The sequence below is a fragment of the Sorangiineae bacterium MSr11954 genome (assembly GCA_037157815.1).
Classification (GTDB): Bacteria; Myxococcota_A; Polyangia; order Polyangiales; family Polyangiaceae; genus Pendulispora; species Pendulispora albinea.
On the sequence record CP089984.1, the window covers coordinates 4443749 to 4461749 of the forward strand.

Here is an 18001-nt window from a genome sequence, read left to right on the forward strand (position 1 = left end):
GTCCGTAACGCGACTATCCGTTTGCGTATCTTCTGCGGCCTTGGCCGCCGCCGTCTTCTCGAGCGCTCCCGCCTCCGCGCAGCAGCGCGAACCGATGACGAAGGATCAATGCCTCGAGGCGCACAGCCGCGGCCAGACCCTGCGCGACAGCGGCAAGCTCTCGCAGGCGCGCGAGGTGTTCTTCAAGTGCGCGCAGAGCTCGTGCCCGGCGCTCATCCAGGGCGACTGTGCGCGATTCGCCGACGAGATGACCCGCACGGTGCCGAGCGTGAGCTTCGTCGCGCGCGACGCGCGGGGAAATGACGTGGTCGACACCATCGTCTTCGTGGACGATCTGCAGGTGGCCGATCGCCTCGATCGCGGCAAGAGCATCGACGTCGATCCGGGGGAGCACACCGTGAGGTTTCTCCACGGCGATAAAAAGGTGGAGCAGAAGATCGTCGTGCACCAAGGCGAGCGCGAACGCCTCGTGGTGGGAACGTTCCCCGATCTGGGCGCCCCGCCCGCCGCGGCGCCCGGCGCACAGGCCTCGGTCGAGCCCTCGGACCTCGAAGGGCAGGGCAAGTCGAACACCGCCATCGGCCCCATCGTCGTCATGGGCGCGGGCGCCGCTGCCTTGATCGGCGGCGGCGTGGTCGTCGCCCTGGGGTTCGGCAAGATCCCGAGCCAGTGCAGCTACTCGTCCAAAGACTGCGCCGCGCCCCCCGGCGATCCGGCCCTCGCCGACGCCAAGAGCGGCGCCCAGATGGTGAACGCCGGCTTCATCGTGGGCGGCGTGGGCCTCGCCGCCATCGGCGGCGGCTTGCTCTGGTATTTCCTGCGCAAGCCCGACACCACCGAGAAGGTCGAGAAGAAGGAGACCGCCGGCATCACGCCTTGGTTCGATCACCGCTCCGGCGGCGTCGCCTGGAGCGGCTCGTTCTAATCTCGGATCGAGGGCGCCGCCTCCGCGCGCGGCGCCCCGCCCAGCGCGCGCCCTCGCGCCCTAAAATGCAAGGTCGAGCGCGACCTCGCCGGTGATCCCGACTTGGTACGCGGACACCCGCCGCTCGAAGAAGTTCGTCACCTCCTGCACGTCCTGCAGCGCCATGAACGAGAAGGGGTTCTTCGTCCGGTAGCGCGGCGCGAGCCCCAAGGTCGCCAGCCGCTGATCGGCGCAGAACTCCAGGTAACGGCGCACGTCCTGCACCGAGAGCCCGGCGATGCCGCCCTCCAGCAGATCCTCGGCGAACTGCGTCTCGCAGTCGATGGCCTCGTCGAGCATCGCGTGGACTTCGCGCACCAGCGCGTCGTCCCACAGCTCCGGCTCCTCCTCGCGCACCGTCTTGACCACCTCGAACGCAAACGCCATATGCGCGCTCTCGTCGCGGAAGACCCAGTTGGTCCCCGCGGCCAGCCCGTGCAGGAGCCCGCGCGACCGCAAGAAGTACACATAGGCAAAGGCGCCGAAGAAGAAGAGCCCCTCGGTGCACGCGGCGAAGGCGATGAGGTTGAGCAGAAACGCCTGCCGCTCCCCGCGCGTCCGCAGCTGCGGGAGCTCCTGCACGCCATCGAGCCAGCGCATGCAAAACTCCGCCTTCTTGCGGATGCTCGGGATGTTCTCGACCGCCGCGAACGCCCGATGTCGCTCCTCGGGATCGGGCACGTACGTATCGAGCAACGTGAGATAGAATTGCACGTGCAGCGCTTCTTCATAAAGCTGGCGCGAGAGGTACATGCGCGCCTCGGGCGCGTTGATGTGCTTGTACAAATTGAGCACCAAGTTGTTCGCCACGATGGAGTCGCCCGTGGCGAAGAACGCGATGAGCCGCTGCACCAGGTGCCGCTCCGCGTCGCTCATCTTCTTCTGCAGATCGCCCGTGTCCGTGGAGAAGTCGACCTCCTCCACCGTCCACGTGTTCTTGATGGCGTCCCGGTACATCTCGAAAAAATTCGGGTACACCATGGGCCGCAAGGTGAGGCAAAGCCCCGGATCGAGGATGCGCGCCGGCCGCTCCACCGACGACGGCACGTGCCGCCCGCTCATTGGCACGCCTCGCAGCTCTCCGGGTTCTCGAGCGAGCAAACCACCGCCGCCGTAGCTCTCTCGGCCGCCGCGCGCTCCCCCGCCGCGCTGCCCGAGGCGCCCAGCGCGCCCGCCGCGTCCGAGCGATCGACGGTGGCCTTGGCGATGCGCGTGGCCGGCCGCGAGCGCAGGTAGTACGTCGTCTTGAGCCCCTTCTTCCACGCGTAGAAGTACATGCTCGAGAGCTGGCCGATGTTTGGCGACGCGCTGAACAAGTTGAGCGACTGGCTCTGATCGATGAACGCCCCCCGATCGGCGGCCATGTCGATGAGCGACCGCATCGGGATCTCCCACGCCGTGCGGAAGAGCGCGCGAAGCGCCTCCGGCAGCTCCTCGAAGCCCTGCACCGAGCCCTCCGCCATCTTCAGCCGCGAGCGCATCGACTCCGTCCAGAGCCCGAGCTCCTTCAACGTCGCCACCAGGTAGCGATTCACCTGAATGAAGTCGCCCGACAAGGTCTCGCGCTTGAACAAATTCGAGACCTGCGGCTCGATGCACTCGTAGCACCCGGCGATGGACGCGATGGTCGCCGTGGGCGCGATCGCCACCAGGAGCGAGTTGCGCAGCCCCTCGGCTCGAACGCGCGCGCGCAGCGCCTCCCAGCGCGGCCCGTCCGGCACGATGCCCCACGCATCGAACTGCAGCTCCCCGCGCGCCGCCCGCGTCTCCTCGAAGCTCGGGTGACGGCCCCGCTCGCGCGCCAGATCGGCCGACGTGGCCAGCGCGTGGTAGTAGACCTCCTCGGAGATGCGCTTGGAGATGGCCCGCGCCTCCGGGGCGTCGAACGGCAGACGCATCTGGAAAAAGACGTCCTGCAGGCCCATCAGCCCCAGCCCCACCGGCCGCCAGCGCAGGTTGGAGCGCCGGGTCGACTCGATGGGGTAGAAGTTGAGATCGATGACCCGATCGAGCTGCCGCACCGCCGTGCGAACCGTGTGCGCGAGCTTCGCGTAGTCGAACGACACCGCGCCCTCGGCATCGACGATCGTGTGGCGCGCCAAGTTGATGGAGCCGAGGTTGCACACCGCGCTCTCGTCGTTCGACGTGACCTCCAGGATCTCGGTGCACAGGTTCGAGAGGTGCACGGTCTTGCCCGGCAACGCCGTTTGGTTGCACGCCAAGTTCGACTTGTCCTTGAACGTCATCCAGCCATTGCCGGTCTGCGCCAAGGTGCGCATCATGCGGGAGTAGAGCTCGCGCGCCTTGATGGTCTTGCTCGCCAAGCCCGCCTCCTCGGCCTCGACGTACCTTCGCTCGAACGCCTCGCCGTACAGATCCGGCAGCTCGGGCACCGCCTTGGGGTCGAAGAGGCTCCAGGTTCCGTCGGCCTCCACCCGCTTCATGAACAGATCCGGGATCCAGTTCGCCAGGTTCAAGTTGTGCGTGCGGCTGGCGATGTCGCCCGTGTTGTCGCGCAGCTCCAAGAACTCCTCGATGTCGGCGTGCCAGGGCTCGAGGTACACGCAGCACGCCCCCTTGCGCTTGCCGCCTTGGTTCACGGCGGCGACCGACGCATCCAGCGTCTTCAGCCAGGGGACGATGCCGTTGGAGTGCCCGTTGGTGCTCTCGATGAGCGAGCCGCGCGCGCGCACCCGGTGGTACGCGAGCCCGATGCCGCCCGAGAACTTCGAGAGCAGCGCCACGTCCGTGTAGCGCTTGTAGATCTCCTCCAGATGATCGCCCGGCGAGTCGAGCAAGAAGCAGCTGGAGAGCTGCTCGTGGCGCGTGCCCGCGTTGAAGAGGGTGGGGGAGCTCGGCAAGTACTCCAACGACGAGAAGAGCTGATAGAGCTCGATGGCCTCCGCCGCCGTCTCCGAGAGCGCGCACGCGATGCGCAGGAAAAATTGCTGCGGCGTCTCCAGCACCAAGCGGGTGCTCGGGTGCTTCAGCAAATAGCGATCGTAGACCGTGCGGAGCCCGAAGTACTCGAAGTTCCGATCCCGCGCGGGCTCGATGGCGTCGTTCAGCTTTCGCGCGTTCAACGAGACGAAATCGAACAGGCGCTGCCCGATCAACCCGAGCTTGTGGGCGGCCGCGATCGACTGCGAAAATGCATGAATCTCTTGATTGCGAACTTCCTTGTCGATGTACGTCCCCAGCAGCCTGGCCGCCAGCCGCGCATATTGCGGCTCGGACGCGATGAGCGCCGCCGCCGTTTGAATCGAGAGCTGATCGAGCTCGCGCGTGGTCGCCCCATCGTACAAGCCGCTGATGGTCTTGGTGGCCACCCGCAGCGCGTCCACGTCCACCAGACCGACGCAGCACCGGCTCACGGCGCGCACGATCTTGTTGACGTCGACCAACTCCGTCGACCCGTTGCGCTTCTTGACCCTCATGCCCGACGGCGCATACACCTCTTCGGCCGACCGTGCCCGCGCGGGCGCGACGTACTCGCTCAACATGGACGTCTCCTCGTCGATGGACCGAGCCCCGAAAAGAAATGGAGGCTCGCTCGCTGTTGTGTCCCAAACGCAACGGAACGTGACAAACGCAACCCACCCCAACCCCAGCTCTACGTGGTGCCGCTAGTCCGCTCGTAAACAGACAGGGTGAGGCAAGGTGGGGGCGTCAACTCCCTGAGCAGAATTCACCTGCGCTGCTCGAAGGTTCAGGGAGCCAAACAGGAGGTACAACATATGGGGCTCACTGTACACGTGTCAACCTAGATGCGGTATTCGAGCGCGGAGGACGGAGATCCCGGGGATCTTGGCCCAGTTGTCCGAGGGTTTTCTGGGCGTTGGTACTTTTGAACAATTGTCCCTTGCGTAAACTTTGAAAGCATGCCTGACGCAACCCTGGACCTCGCGACCGAGCCCACCATTTCCCACACCTCGCCACCCGTTTCCCAACCGCTTCCGCCGATCGTCCCGCTGGGCGAGGAGGCTCTCCCGGAGGCCTTGACCCTCCTCGAGGGCACCTATTGGAACGAGGGCATCGCCCCGGAGGCCGTGGGGCGTGCGATCCTCGCGTCCACCGTGTGGGTCGGCGCGCGCGAGCCTTCCGGCGCCCTGGTGGCGATGGCGCGCGTGCTGAGCGACACGGTGAAGGTCGCGTGGATCTTCGACGTGATCGTGCGGCCGGACTGGCGCGGCAAAGGTCTTGCGCAGGCCTTGATGCGCGCCATGCTCGAGCACCCTGCGGTGCGCCACGTGCGGAAGGTGCGCCTGGGAACCCGCGACGCCCATGGCCTCTACGCGAAGTTTGGGTTCCGCAGCACCACCCAAGCTTTGCACGTCGTCGAGATGGTCTTGGAGCGCGCTTCGCTCTAAGAAGGAGCCGTGACCATCGAAATCAGGCAGCTCACCGCCGACGACTCGGGCGATTTCGTCCGCCCCATCCACACCGCCTTCGGCCGCCCGTTGTCGCCGGAGATCATCGAGCGATTGCGCGCGCTGCCCGAGCTCGACCTGCGCTTCGGCGCCTACGACCAAGGCAGCATCGTGGGCGGCGCGGGCGCGTTCACCTTCGGCATGACGGTCCCCGGGGGCGTGTCGGTGGAGACGGCGGGGCTCACGGGCGTGGGCGTGCTGCCCACCCACCGCCGGCGCGGGATCCTGACGCAGTTGATGCGCAGCATCTTCGAGGAGAGCCACCGGCGGGGGCAGGTGCTCTCGGCGCTCTTCTGCACCGAGCCCGCGATCTACGGCCGCTACGGCTATGGAATGGCGAGCCTCGGGGGCGATATGGAGCTCTCCACGCACCGCGCGTCCTTCGCCGATCCCTCGCTCCCGGATGCGCGGGTGCGCTTCGTCACCGAGGAGGAGGGCGCGTCGCTCTTTCCGCCCATCTGGGATCGCGTGCGCAGGGTCACCCCGGGCATGCTGACCCGCTCCGAGATCTGGTGGCGCTCGCGCCGGCTCAACGATCCCGACTGGGTGCGCGCCGGCCGTTCACCGCTCGCGCGCGTGCTGCTGGAGCTGGGCGGCCGCCCCGCAGGCTATGCGCTTTACCGGATCACCACGGGGACCGACCGCTACCTGATGACGGGCTCCGTCGATATCCGCGAAGCCATCGCCGACTCGGTGCCCGCGACCCGCGCGCTCTGGCGCTACCTCTTGGATCTCGACTTGGTGCAGGTCGCTCACATGGCCCTGATGCCCATGGATCACCCGCTCTTTTTCCTATTGACCGAGCCCCGCGCGATGCGTCTCTCGATTCACGACGTCATCTTCGTGCGCCTCCTCGACGTCCCCGCCGCGCTCTCCCAGCGCCACTACGAGGCCGGCCCGCCGCTGGTCTTCGAGGTCACCGACGCCTTCTGTCCCTGGAACGCGGGCCGTTACCTCCTCGCCGACGGCATCGCCAAACGAACCGACCAGGCCCCCGATCTCTCCCTCGATGTCACGGCCCTCGGCTCCGCCTACCTGGGTGCGTTTCGCTTCACGCAGCTGGCCTTGGGCGGCAGGGTGGTCGAGCACACCCCCGGCTCCTTGCGCAACGCCGACATCGTCTTCAGCGCGGACCGCGCCCCCTGGTGCCCCGAGATCTTCTGACGGCTCACGTCGATTGGATCAGCAGCCGTTCACCGGAAGCTCACCCCGAGCTCACCGTAAGAACTCGTACAGCGCGTCGCCATCGGCGACGCGCGCCTTGACCCCTCCGAGCTGCAACGTGTCCCCCGGCTCGAGCACCACGGGGTGTTGCGGCTCGAGGATCACGTGGTTGACCCGGGTGCCGTTGCTGGAGCCGAGGTCGACCACCCGCAAAGGCCCCGGGGCGCCGGCGCGAAAATCGTGGAAGTGGGCGTGCAGCTTGGAGACGGACGCGTCGCGGAAGACGATATCGCAGTTGGTGGCGCGGCCGATGGAGACGCGATCGGGGTAGGGGTTGTGCGGCGCCTTGGCGATGGGGACGATGTCGAAGGTGGCGGGGGGCGCCCCCTCGGATTTGCGCGCGCTGGCCACGCTCATGGCCACCGTGCGGTATCCAATGTTCAGCGACTCGGGGTTGGGGGTGACGACCAAATAATATCCGGGGTAGTCGCGCACGAACTGCTCGCGCGTCAAGGCACCTGCGCGAACTCGAAGGGTGCTGACATCGAGGGCGCGGTTGCTAGCGATCTGCATGTCGTTTCTAGCTCCATGAACCGCGGAGCCGTTCGGCTTTCTGGAGCCAGCCAAGGGCCCCCGCGGCGGTCAGATACTTCTGTGCTAGCGCAAGCAAGGCGCACGCGCCGCCCGGGTGGGTGCCCGCGCGCCGCTCGGCCAAGGTGAGCAAGGTGATGCCGTGCTGAAGAACATTGCCCGAGCCCTCGGCCACCTCGCGCGCGATCTCCAGCTCCCGATCGCCCGCGCTCCCGTGCACCAAATCCGCGATGGCACGGCGCGCCAGGATCTCGTCGAAGGGGTTGGCATGGAGCGGGGCGGTGGCCCGGGCCAGCGCGAGCTCCGCCGCCTCCCGCGCCGCGGCCAGATCCCCCCGCAGGCGCTCGAGGCGTGACAAGTAGACGAGCGCGTACGTCTCCATCCGGAAATCGCGCGCGTGCGCCTCGCGGATGGCGTGGGTCAGCGCCGTGTGGGCGAGGTCGTACTCGCGCCGGAGCACCAGCAGGCAACCGCGGTAGACGGCCACGTACAGCTTCAGCCATGCGTCACCGGGCAACACGTTCTCGCTGATGTGAATTCCCCGCTGCACGATGGCCGTGGCCAGATCGATCTCGCCCCGCTCCAGGTAGTAGGGCGGCGTATAGATGGCCAGGTTCCGCTCGGGGAGGGAGGGGCTGCCCAGGCGCCGCATCCAGTCGTTCATCTCGCTGTAGTGCGGCGCGAACGAGCTCTGATCGCCGATGAAGGAGGCGCGTACCAGCTTGGAAAAGACATGGTAAATCCTGAGCTCGATGAACCCGAGTTCGGCCGCGATGGACATTCCATCGTCCGTGGCGCGCGGCTCCATCTCTTTCCCCATCAGGGCCAAGTTCATATTCAGGAAGTAACTCCCCATGGCCAGCGCCCAGGAAAGCCGTGCGGGTGCTCCGATTTTTTCCGCGTGGAACGCGCGCAGCACCTCCAAGTGGCCCTGGAGCTCGTCCACGATCCCCGCAAAGTGCCCCGTATGGGCCGTCAGTCCGCCTTTTGCAATGTAGGCCGCCGCTCGGAAAGGCGAGTCCGAGTCGCCATCGAGGTCGGCCTTCTCGAGCACCTTCTGGAACTCCGCCGTGCGCCCCATGATGGCCAGCGCGATGCTTTGCAAAATGCGGTACTCGGCGCGCTTGAGAAACGCCTCCTCCGCGCTCATGTTGGCGCGCACCGGGATCTCCCGATACAGGTTCTTCTCGCCCTTGCGCCGGTGCACGATGGCGCGACCCGCATCCATGTCGACCGCCGTGCTCCAATAGGAGAAGAGCTTCTCGGCAAAGAAGAACGAGGCGGGTGTGTCGCTGCTGTAGCCGACCTCGATGAGCTTCCCCCACGCCGCCACTTGGAGCTCGGTCCGATTGGGGTAATCGGGGTGCGCCTCCAAGAGGGACTCCGCCTCTTTCAAGATCCGATACCCCGCCAGCATGCCGCTGTGCGCGAGCAAATGTTGCGACGCAAAGAGCAGCGGCGCGATGGCCCGCGCCGGCTCGTGCGAGCGCGCAAAGTGGTAGCCGATGGCGCGCGCCCCCTCGGGCGTTCGCCCCGCGGAGCGCTCCAGGTGCTCGGCGATGCGCCCGTGGTGGCGGCGCCGGTTCGCCTCGGGGGTCGCGTCGTAGATGGTCTTGTGCACCGTATCGTGCGTAAAGTGGTATTGCCCGGCCGAGTACTGCAAGAACTGCCGCTCCACCGCCTCGTCCAGCGAGGAGAAGAGCTTCTCGTCGCTCTCCGGCTCCGCGGCCGCGCGCAGCAACGTCATGTCCAGCACCCGGCCGGCCGGGGCCGTGCGCTGGAGAAAGTCGAGGTGCTCGGGCGAGAGCGTCGCCAGGCGCAGGCCGATGGCCTCGCCGATGCTGCCCGGCAACGCCACCTTGGCCAGATCACCATGGGCGAACCAGCTCCCGTGCACCCGCCGCAGCGCGCCCTGCTCGACCAGCGCGCGCAAACACTCGGTGGCGAAGAAGACATTGCCGTGGGTGGCCGCGTGCAGGTTCAGCACGAAAGCCTCCGGCGCCTCGAAGCCGGGGAGGGCGAGGGCCACCAGCTCGCGCAGGTGCTCGCGCGAGAGCGGCAAGAGCTCCAAAATCTCCGCCGCCCCCGCGTACACCGTTTGGTACAGCGGTGAGAGGCGGGTGAGCTCGCCTACGCGGAAGGTGCCGCAGACGAGCCCGCGCGTCCCTTGCAGCGCCCGGATGATGACATTCAGGTGCTCCACCGTGGCGTCGTCGGCCCAGTGCAGATCCTCGAAGCAAAGGACGAACGGGCGCAGCTTGGCGAGCTCCGTGAGCCAGAGCGAGAGCGCCTCGAACACGATCCACTTCTCTTCCGCGGGCGTGCGGACGATGCGGCGCCGGCTCGGGGCGGGTTCGGCCGGCGCGCCGCGCGCGTCGGTGTCGAACACGGGCCGCGCGGAGCCCCGCACCTCCGGGCTCGCATACTCCGGCGGCAAGAGCAGCGCGAGCGGCTCGCGAATGCGCTCCACCAAATCCGCCGGTGTGACCGGCAGCAGCAAGCGCAGCGCGCGCCGGAGCGGGGCAAGCGGCGCGAGGCCCTCGGCGTGGCATTGCCCGAAGGCGAACGCCACGTCCGACAGCTTGGCGTAGAGCTCCAGCTCCGAGAGCAGCCGCGACTTTCCCGTGCCGGCCGGCGCCCCGATCAGCAGCGCGCGCGCCTCGCCGCGCTCGGCCCGAACCAGCGCCTCCTCCAGCCGCGCCGCCTCGTTCTTGCGGCCCACCACGGTGGCCACGTGCAGGTAGCTGGCGCGCGCGGCGAGCGGCTCCTCCGACGGAATCATGTCGCTCACCGCGCCCAGCGCCGCCACCAAGTCATTGGCGGTCTGAAAGCGATCGGCCGGATCTTTGGCGAGCAGCCGCAAGAGCACGCGCGTGAGCTCCGGGTGCAGCGGCGCGGGCGCGAGCGACGAAGGCAAGGGCGGCGGCATGATCCGGTGCGCGCGCAAGAGCTCCTGCACGGTGGCCGCGTGAAACGGGTGCTGCCCCGTCACGGCAAAGAACCCCAGCACCCCCAGCGAGTACAGATCGGCCCGCCCATCGATGGCCGCGCCGCCCACCCACTCCGGCGCGATGTACGCGGCCGTTCCCCAGAGCCGGCCCATGGTGGGCGTGCCGAGTTGGTGCATCAGCCCGAAGTCCATCAGCTTGATGCTCCCGTCGGGCAGCAGCCGAACGTTGTCGGCCTTGATATCGCAATGCACGAACAGCCGCGCGTGGATGAACGCCAGGATCTGCGCCATGCGCATGAGCAGATCGAACGCCTCGGCGGAGTCGAGCGGCCGCTCGCGCACCCGGGCCCGCAAGTCGACCCCTTCCACCCGCTCCATGGTGATGTAGCGGTTGCCGGAAGGCAGAAGCCCGCAGTCGTAGACCTTCACCGTGAACGGGTGCTGAAGGCGCTTCATCGCAAAGAACTCGCGCCGGAACATCAGCGCGCTCTCTTCTTCCTCGTCCGGCACCGAGGCCGGCATCACCTCGATCTCCTTCAGCGCCACATGGCGGTCCTCGACCGCGTCGCGCGCGAGCCACACGCGGGCCGTTCCCCCGGTCCCCAGGAGCTCTTCGATGCGATAACGCCCCTCGATCTCGTCCCCGAGCTCGAGAAAAGCCGGGGTCGAGGCCTCGCGGGCGCGGGTGGCGCTTTCCGCGCTGGCGGTGATCGTCTCCAAAAGTTGCGTCGCCAGATCGCTCATCGGCAAGGGGGGAAGCCTGGTGGATGTTCCGAGGACACTGTCCTTTTTCGAGCTTACGCGCCTGAAGGGGGCTCCGAGGTCAGCATTATGCGCTTGGCTGAAAGGTAGAGCCCCTTTTTCCTCATTGCAGTGCTAGCGTAACCCAACCCGCGTGCTGCAACGATTTTTTGCCACCAAATCCATCGAGCAGATCCGAGCCAACTGTGAGGAATCGGAGCAGACAGGCCATGGCTTACGCCGCGCCCTGTCCGCTTGGGACCTGATGCTCCTCGGTGTCGGAGCCATCATTGGTGCGGGCATCTTGTCCGCGCTAGGAACCGGCCTCGCAGGCGGCTTCGACATCAACTTCGGCGTCACCCGACCGGCCGCTGGTCCCGCGCTGATCGTCTCGTTCATTCTCACGGCGATAGCCTGTGCCTTCACGGGTCTGTGTTACGCCGAGCTGGCGAGCATGATCCCCGCATCGGGCTCCGCGTACACGTATGCGTACGCGACGCTTGGCGAGCTGATGGCCTGGATCATCGGCTGGGACCTTCTGCTCGAGTACGCCGTCTCCAACGTGGCGATCGCCATCTCGTGGGGAAGCTACGCCGCCTCGCTCCTCGAGAGCATGGGCCTACGCTTACCCGGGTGGCTCACCCTCGACTCGCGCACGATGCTGCAGCCCGCGAGCGACTACGTCACCGCGCACCCCGGCCTCGGCTTGTCCGCGCAGCTCTCCTTGTTCGAGCAAGCGCACGCGGGCACCATCGATGGCGCGAAGGTCTTCGCGCACTGGGACGCGCTGAGCGGCGCGCCCGTCATCTTTGGCGTCCCCCTCGGCATGAACGTGCTGGCGATGGTCATCACCATCATCATCACCGCGCTCTGCATCGTGGGCGTGCGGGAGTCGGTGCGCGCCAACAGCATCCTCGTGGCCATCAAGGTGGTCTTGCTGCTCGGGGTCGTCGCGGTGGGCGCGTTCTATGTGAAGCCCGAGAACTTCCACCCCTTCATGCCGAACGGCTGGCGGGGCGTTCAGGCGGGCGCCGCCATCATCTTCTTTGCCTTCATCGGCTTCGACGCGGTCAGCACCACGGCCGAGGAGTGCAAGCAGCCCGAGAAGGATCTCCCGCGGGGCATCTTGGGGAGCCTCGTCATCTGCACGGTGATCTACATCGCGGTCTGTGCGGTCATCGCCGGCATGCTTCGCTATGGCGAGTACTCGGGCGTGGCCGACCCCATCGCGCACGCCTTCTCCGCCGTGGGCCTCGGTTGGGTGGCCGGGGTGGTCAGCGTGGCGGCTATCATCGCGCTCGCCAGCGCGCTCCTCGTCTACCAAGTGGCCCAGCCCCGCATCTTCATGGTCATGAGCCGCGACCGGCTCCTGCCGCCGTGGTTTGGCGTGGTGAACCCCAAGACCCGCACCCCCGTCAATTCCACGCTCCTCACCGGCGTCCTGGTCCTTCTGCCGGCCGGCTTCATGAACATCGACGAGATCGTGGAGCTCGCGAACATCGGTACGCTCTTCGCGTTCGTGCTCGTGTGCCTCGGCGTCATGGTCCTGCGCGTTCGCCGGCCCGATGCGGTCCGCAAGTTTCGCGCGCCCGTCATTTGGGCCACCGCGCCCCTGGGCATTGGATTTTGCCTGTGGCTGGCGTTGGGCCTTCCCACGCACACGTGGGAGCGCTTCTGGATCTGGCTAGCGGTCGGTCTGGTCTTCTACTTCCTGTACGGCGCCCGAACCCCGCGAAACGCGCAATAAGCGCGGGGTTCGAGCGCGCTCCGTCGAAGAATTTGCATGGAGCGTATATGTTCCATGCAAATTCTGTATAGCCCTGATTCGCCGCCATGCAGTGGCCATTGATGCGCTGCGCTCTAAATTGAAATCAGAGAATCGAGCTAGGAGGCTCCCCATGATTTCAATTCGTAATGCATCCCTCATTGCAGCCCTCGGGCTCGGCTTGATGGGTTGTGTGAGCGAAGGGAGGGCGCAACCCCAGACATCTGCGAGTGCGAACGCCGACCCTTCGAGTGTGTATCAACCGTCGCCGAACTACCGGCCGCTCGCCGTAAGGCCGCCTGTCGCGGTCACCGGTGAGCCGGGCCCGAGCGTGGATCCGACCTGCAATTCCGCAGGCGCGGCCATCACCAGCCCGAACCTGCGCGCGTGCCCCTGATTCGAGGAGACGATATCGTCCTCGTGCTTTGCTGAATTGGGATTAGCGCTTTCCCGCTGGGATTGGCGCCACCATCGCGACGGAGCGTTCCCGTCGGGGCTCACGTTTTCCCCGCCGCAAATTGGTGTTTTCGGTCAGGATTGACGCTCTCCCGTTTGGATTAGCGCTTTCCCGCCGCGAATTTGCGTTTTCGGTTGGGATCGACGCTTCCCGTTGGGATTCGTATTTCCCCGTTACGTATTCGTGTCGAAATCAAGTCGAGTCGGCGTCTTCGGGCGGCGGTGCCATTGCCTGCCAAGCCCGCATTGCGCACTCGGCAATGCTCAATAGCACTTCACGCGAGGCGCCGTCGCGGGCTCGGATCGCCATCCCTTGTTGGACGGTGACGTAAAAGCTCGCGATGGCGTCCGTGTCGATATTTCGAGCGAGCTCACCCCGCTCGATGCCTTGCTCGAGGCACTCGCGAAAGCGATCGATGCTGAGCGCGCGCAGGCGCCGGAGCTCGGGCTCCAGGCTGTCGCCGTCTCCATCTTTCCCATTTTTTGCATTTTTTCCGTCGTTCCCATCGCGAGGGACCTCGAGGGTAATGAGGCAGCCGCGCGGCCGATCGGGCCGGCTAAAGGACTCGGCCGTGGCTCGAAGCACCGTCTCGACGCCCGCCCGCGCGCTGGGCGCCGTGGCCAGCCCGCCCCAGATGGGCGTCCCCTCCGTCTCGGCGAAGAGCGCGATCGCCTCGCGGAAGAGCGCCTCCTTGCAGCCGAAGGCCGCGTAGAGGCTGGGCGAGTTGATGCCCATGGCCGCGGTGAGGTCGGCCATCGAGGCACCTGCATAACCTTTCTCCCAGAAGACCCGCATCGCCCGCTCCAGCGCGGCCTGCCGATCGAAGCTTCGTGGACGACCTCGTTCCGCCATGGCTGTTCTTCTCATGTCCTGATTCTGTAATGATCAACAAATAAATCTCTTGACGGCTCGGCGCAAGGTTGCCATGTATTCTGTATCGATCGACACAGATTCGAGCGAAAGGAATGCAAATGTCGAGTTTGAAAGGGAAAGTAGCGCTGGTAACAGGGGGTAGCCGGGGCATGGGGGCCGCGATCGCCAAACGGTTGGCCGACGAAGGTGCGGACGTCGCGCTCACCTACGTGGGCCGCGAAGCGCAGGCGAACCAGGTGGCGGAGGCCATCCGGGCCAAGGGTCGCCGCGCGCTGGTGGTTCAGGCCGACAACGCCGATTCCAAGGCCATCGCCGCGGCGGTCGAGCAGACGGTGAGCGCGCTCGGCCGGATCGACATTCTGGTGAACAACGCGGGCATCTTCCTCGCGGGCCACACCACCGAGGCCACCTTGGCCGACTTCGATCAAACGGTGGCCGTCAACGTGCGCGCCGTCTTCTTCGCGTCGCAAGCCGCAGCCCGCCACATGGGCGAGGGGAGCCGCATCATTACCCTCGGCAGCAACGTGGCCGACCGCGTCCACTCGCCCGGCATGGCCCTCTACGCCATGAGCAAATCGGCCCTCATCGGCCTTACCAAGGGCATGGCGCGCGATCTCGGCGCCAAGGGCATCAGCGTCAGCCTGATCTCCCCCGGCGCGACCGACACCGACATGAACCCGGCCGGGGGCGAAAAGGCCGATTTCCAGCGCGGCCTGATGGCCATTCCGCGCTACGGCAGCGCGGAGAACATCGCGGCGTTGGTCGCGTTCGTGGCCAGCGAGGCGGGCCGCTCGGTGAACGGCACCCAGTTCGTCGTCGACGGCGGTACCAATGCCTGATGCGACCCGGCGCGGGGCGGCCGATCGCATGGCCGTCCTCGCGTCGGTGTGTTTGGCGGGGCTGATGATGCCACTGAGCTTCACCGGTCCGTCGGTGGCCATGGCCGAAATGGCGCGCGACCTTCACGCCGAGCCGATGACCCTGGGGTGGGTCGTCAACGCGTTCGTGCTCGGCTTCGGCAGCTGCGTCATGGCGGCGGGGGCGCTCGCGGATCGCTTTGGGCGAAAGCGCATCTTCACCTTGGGCGTCGCGCTCTTTGCGTTGCTCTCGCTGGTCATGGGCCGGGCGCCCGACGTGTACTGGCTCATCGCGCTGCGGGCGATGCTGGGCATCGTGGCGGCCATGGCCATGTCGGCCGGCTCCGCGTCCTTGGCGCAGGAGTTCGAGGGCCCGGCGCGAACGCGCGCCTACGGTATGCTGGGCACCTCGTTCGGGGTTGGGCTCGCGTTCGGGCCCATCGGCGCGGGGTTCTTGATCGAGACGTTCGGCTGGCGCTCCCTCTTTCTCACGGGCACCGTCATCGGCGTGTTGGTCCTGGTGCTGGGCGTGCCGCGCATGCGCGAGACGTCCGATCCGGAGGCCACCGGGGTCGATGGGTGGGGCACCGTCACCTTTACGCTGGCCCTGCTGTCGCTCACCATGGGCGTGGTTCAAGTGCCGGAGCATGGTTGGTCGAGCCCCTGGGTTTTGGGCCTCCTCGGCGGCTCGGTGCTGCTCCTCGGGGCCTTCGTGCTCGCCGAGCGGCTGCAGCGGCGGCCCATGCTGGATCTGAGCCTCTTTCGCTACCCGCGCTTCGTCGGCGCGCAGCTCCTGCCGCTCGCCACCGGCTTTGGCTTCGTGGTGTCGCTCGTGCTCCTGCCGATTCGGTTCGTGGGCATCGAGGGGCGTGGTGCGTTTACGGCGGGCATGATGATGATCCCGCTGTCGGCGCCCATGCTGGTGGTGCCGCTCCTGGCGTCGTTTCTCACCCGGTGGATCTCGGCCGCGACCTTGTCGGGCATCGGCCTCGCCGTCTCGGCGGCGGGTCTCTTCTGGCTCGCCACCATCGCGCCGGGCGCCAGCGCGGGGTCGTTTGCCGCGCCCATGCTGGTCATCGGCCTGGGGACCGGCGCGCCCTGGGGCCTCATGGACGACCTGGCCGTCTCCGTCGTGCCGCGCGAGCGGGCAGGGATGGCGACCGGGATTTTTTCGACCATGCGGGTCGCCGGGGAAGGGGTGGCCATCGCCATCACCTCGGCGCTCCTCTCGACGCAACTGGCGCGCAAGAGCGCGGCGGGGCTCGGGCCGAGCCAGACCTATGCGCAGGCGTTTCAAACGACGTTTCAGGTGCTGGCTTGCATCGTGGTCTTTGCCGCCATCCTGTCGTGGGTGACCTTGCGGCGGCCCGCCTTGCGCACCGAGGCGCTCGGCGAAATGGCGTAGCGCGCAGCCGCCCGTTGCAGGTGCCGTCCGTTGCAGGCGCCGTCAGTTGCAGGTGCCGGTATCGAGGTTGCCGTAGATGAGGACGAGGCCCGAGTAGCGATGCTCCTCCTGGAGCTTCCTGGCGATACGCTTCGGTTCGCACTCGGGCAGCGCCTCGTTCTCGGCGACGGTGAAATTGCCGCCGAGCTCCCGGAGCTCCCCGAGCGTGTCGACCTTCTCGAGCCGCTTGTTCTTGGTGACGGTGAGCGAGCCGTCGATCGTCCGAAGGCCGCCCAGCCCCGTTAGATCGGCGAGGCCGGTGTTTTCGACGTGGAGGGCGCCCTTGATGGCGGCCACGTTCTTCATCTCGACCCGCACCAGCTTGGGGTTCTCCGCCAGGGTCACGCTGCCTTGAACCGCGGTCACTTGCCCGAACCCCACGTGCACGAGCTCGTTGTTCGCCTCGATCTGCAGCCCCCCGAGGCGGCGCACATTCCCGAAGCCGGGCACCCCTTGGAGGGCGCCGTTGTACTGGAAGCTCGCCTTGCCGCGGATCGTGGTCAGGGCGGGCATGTCCTCCCAGAGCACCAGCGCACCATCGAACAACACCTGCAGATCGCCGCCGATCTCCACGAGCGCCGGGAACCCCGCGACCCGCCGCAGCTTCGATTCGTTTTGAAGGGTGAGGCCCCCCACGTACGCCAGGGCGCTCGGACCCACCCACTCCGTGAGCGCGTTGTCCGCCAGGTGGACCATGCCTTCCACCCTCTGAAGCTTGCCGAGGGCGTCGAGCCGCGCGAGCTGGGGGTTGTCGCGCACCGACATTTCGCCGCCGATGGCCGTGAGCGCCTCCAACCCGTGCAGGGAGGTCAACGTGTTGTTGTTCGCGATGGACAGGCCGCCGCCCACCCGCTCCAAACGCTGGAGCGGCGCCAGATCGACGGCGTCGGTCCCGAAGATGGAGAGCGAGCCGGTGATGGTTCGGCAGCGCGACAACGCCTGCAGCTGCGCACGGGTCGCCACGGCGAAGTCCCCGGTGCACTCGCGGCCCACATAGGTGACCGCGACGATCTCGCTGGCCGTGTACTTCTTCTTGCACGTGAGCGCATGAATGGTCGTATCGGCGGTGAAGGTTGGAATCGTGCCCTTCTCGGGGAACGTCAGCGGGCTTCCGCAGTCCGGGTAGGTGCCGTCGAGCGTGTAGTGAATCACGCCCTGGCGGGTGGTGGTGGCGATCGTCACGGGCACGGGCCTGTCCGGATCGAAGCTCTCCGGCGTGGGGCCAAAGGTGGGGGTCGCGCCCGTGAGCGTATAGGCGATGCGCGTCTCCTCCGACGCGGGCATCCCCTTTTTGCACGCCAACGCCCGAAGGGCGGTGCCCGTCTCCACGATGGAAATGGGCGCCCCGTCGTAGGCGATCGAGCCCTTGGCGCACCGCGCGTCGTCCTCGCACCCGGGGGTCACTCCATCGACCGTGTAGCAAAGGGTCGCCCCCGCCGTGGTGCTCGCGAGGCGCACCGCGACATCGTTCGTCTGCTCTTCGATCGGCGGGTCGAACCGAACCGGCGCGACCGTTCCGGCGGGATCGTCACCGGGCTGCCCGGAAGGATCGCCCGTCCGAGGGCCGGAGTCGCCGCCACATCCCGCGATGCTTGCCATGGCGCTGGTGACGAGGACGGTGCTGGTGACGGTGACCGCGATGGCGCGCGAAGCGAACCTCACGCCTCGCGTGAATGGTGCGAAGCGCGCAGGTGCCCGCCATTCCGTCGTTGGCGCAGCCTTGTGCCGAGTGAAGTTAAGCCAAGCCATGTCGTACCTCCGGTGC

Annotated in this window: 13 protein-coding genes; 7 read left to right on the forward strand and 6 right to left on the reverse strand. The window is 67.0% G+C overall.

Annotation, left to right across the window (positions count from 1 at the left end):
- The first annotated feature begins 94 nt into the window (after positions 1-94).
- Complete coding sequence (locus LZC94_17510) at positions 95-925, forward strand: hypothetical protein (protein ID WXB19023.1); 831 nt, start codon at positions 95-97, stop codon at positions 923-925.
- Between the two features lie 60 nt (positions 926-985).
- Here LZC94_17510 and LZC94_17515 read toward each other — a convergent pair whose 3' ends face one another.
- Positions 986-2026: a ribonucleotide-diphosphate reductase subunit beta gene (locus tag LZC94_17515; protein WXB19024.1), complete on the reverse strand. Its 1041-nt coding sequence runs from the start codon at positions 2024-2026 to the stop codon at positions 986-988.
- The gene (locus LZC94_17520) at positions 2023-4401 is read right to left on the reverse strand and encodes a ribonucleoside-diphosphate reductase subunit alpha (GenBank protein ID WXB20205.1); all 2379 of its coding nucleotides are present in this window, start codon (positions 4399-4401) and stop codon (positions 2023-2025) included. The genes LZC94_17515 and LZC94_17520 overlap by 4 nt, the downstream gene beginning before the upstream one ends.
- A 444-nt stretch (positions 4402-4845) precedes the next feature.
- Here LZC94_17520 and LZC94_17525 point away from each other — a divergent pair, with 444 nt between their 5' ends.
- Positions 4846-5334 carry a GNAT family N-acetyltransferase gene (locus LZC94_17525; protein WXB19025.1) on the forward strand — a complete coding sequence of 163 codons (489 nt, stop codon included), beginning with the start codon at positions 4846-4848 and terminating at the stop codon, positions 5332-5334.
- Positions 5335-5343: 9 nt separating this feature from the next.
- The gene (locus LZC94_17530; protein ID WXB19026.1) at positions 5344-6558 is read left to right on the forward strand and encodes a GNAT family N-acetyltransferase; all 1215 of its coding nucleotides are present in this window, start codon (positions 5344-5346) and stop codon (positions 6556-6558) included.
- 51 nt (positions 6559-6609) lie between these two features.
- Here the strand turns inward: LZC94_17530 and LZC94_17535 are convergent, their stop codons facing one another.
- Both LZC94_17535 and LZC94_17540 read right to left on the reverse strand, forming a co-directional pair.
- Complete coding sequence (locus LZC94_17535) at positions 6610-7131, reverse strand: FHA domain-containing protein (protein ID WXB19027.1); 522 nt, start codon at positions 7129-7131, stop codon at positions 6610-6612.
- A gap of 7 nt (positions 7132-7138) precedes the next feature.
- Positions 7139-10843: a protein kinase gene (locus LZC94_17540; protein ID WXB19028.1), complete on the reverse strand. Its 3705-nt coding sequence runs from the start codon at positions 10841-10843 to the stop codon at positions 7139-7141.
- A 151-nt stretch (positions 10844-10994) separates the two neighbouring features.
- Here LZC94_17540 and LZC94_17545 point away from each other — a divergent pair, with 151 nt between their 5' ends.
- Positions 10995-12587, forward strand: coding sequence for an amino acid permease (locus LZC94_17545; protein ID WXB19029.1), 1593 nt, complete (start codon positions 10995-10997; stop codon positions 12585-12587).
- Positions 12588-12738: 151 nt separating this feature from the next.
- Complete coding sequence (locus LZC94_17550; GenBank protein ID WXB19030.1) at positions 12739-13002, forward strand: hypothetical protein; 264 nt, start codon at positions 12739-12741, stop codon at positions 13000-13002.
- 252 nt (positions 13003-13254) lie between these two features.
- On the opposite strand, the gene LZC94_17555 is transcribed toward LZC94_17550, so the two are convergent.
- Positions 13255-13914, reverse strand: coding sequence for a TetR/AcrR family transcriptional regulator (locus tag LZC94_17555; protein ID WXB19031.1), 660 nt, complete (start codon positions 13912-13914; stop codon positions 13255-13257).
- A 170-nt stretch (positions 13915-14084) separates the two neighbouring features.
- Between LZC94_17555 and LZC94_17560 the strand changes: the two genes are divergently transcribed.
- Positions 14085-14774: an SDR family oxidoreductase gene (locus LZC94_17560; GenBank protein WXB19032.1), complete on the forward strand. Its 690-nt coding sequence runs from the start codon at positions 14085-14087 to the stop codon at positions 14772-14774.
- The gene (locus LZC94_17565; protein ID WXB19033.1) at positions 14767-16197 is read left to right on the forward strand and encodes an MFS transporter; all 1431 of its coding nucleotides are present in this window, start codon (positions 14767-14769) and stop codon (positions 16195-16197) included. The genes LZC94_17560 and LZC94_17565 overlap by 8 nt, the downstream gene beginning before the upstream one ends.
- Before the next feature lie 42 nt (positions 16198-16239).
- Here LZC94_17565 and LZC94_17570 read toward each other — a convergent pair whose 3' ends face one another.
- Positions 16240-17898: a chitobiase/beta-hexosaminidase C-terminal domain-containing protein gene (locus LZC94_17570; protein ID WXB19034.1), complete on the reverse strand. Its 1659-nt coding sequence runs from the start codon at positions 17896-17898 to the stop codon at positions 16240-16242.
- Positions 17899-18001: the final 103 nt, after the last annotated feature.

What these genes read in the sequence shown, in the direction of transcription:
- LZC94_17555 (WXB19031.1), bottom strand. Translation starts at nt 13,914, where the DNA reads ATGGCGGAACGAGGTCGTCCACGAAGCTTCGATCGGCAGGCCGCGCTG.
- LZC94_17520 (WXB20205.1), bottom strand. Translation starts at nt 4,401, where the DNA reads ATGAGGGTCAAGAAGCGCAACGGGTCGACGGAGTTGGTCGACGTCAAC.
- LZC94_17560 (WXB19032.1), top strand. Translation starts at nt 14,085, where the DNA reads ATGGGGGCCGCGATCGCCAAACGGTTGGCCGACGAAGGTGCGGACGTC.
- LZC94_17515 (WXB19024.1), bottom strand. Translation starts at nt 2,026, where the DNA reads ATGAGCGGGCGGCACGTGCCGTCGTCGGTGGAGCGGCCGGCGCGCATC.
- LZC94_17550 (WXB19030.1), top strand. Translation starts at nt 12,739, where the DNA reads ATGATTTCAATTCGTAATGCATCCCTCATTGCAGCCCTCGGGCTCGGC.
- LZC94_17510 (WXB19023.1), top strand. Translation starts at nt 95, where the DNA reads ATGACGAAGGATCAATGCCTCGAGGCGCACAGCCGCGGCCAGACCCTG.
- LZC94_17540 (WXB19028.1), bottom strand. Translation starts at nt 10,843, where the DNA reads ATGAGCGATCTGGCGACGCAACTTTTGGAGACGATCACCGCCAGCGCG.
- LZC94_17535 (WXB19027.1), bottom strand. Translation starts at nt 7,131, where the DNA reads ATGCAGATCGCTAGCAACCGCGCCCTCGATGTCAGCACCCTTCGAGTT.
- LZC94_17525 (WXB19025.1), top strand. Translation starts at nt 4,846, where the DNA reads ATGCCTGACGCAACCCTGGACCTCGCGACCGAGCCCACCATTTCCCAC.
- LZC94_17565 (WXB19033.1), top strand. Translation starts at nt 14,767, where the DNA reads ATGCCTGATGCGACCCGGCGCGGGGCGGCCGATCGCATGGCCGTCCTC.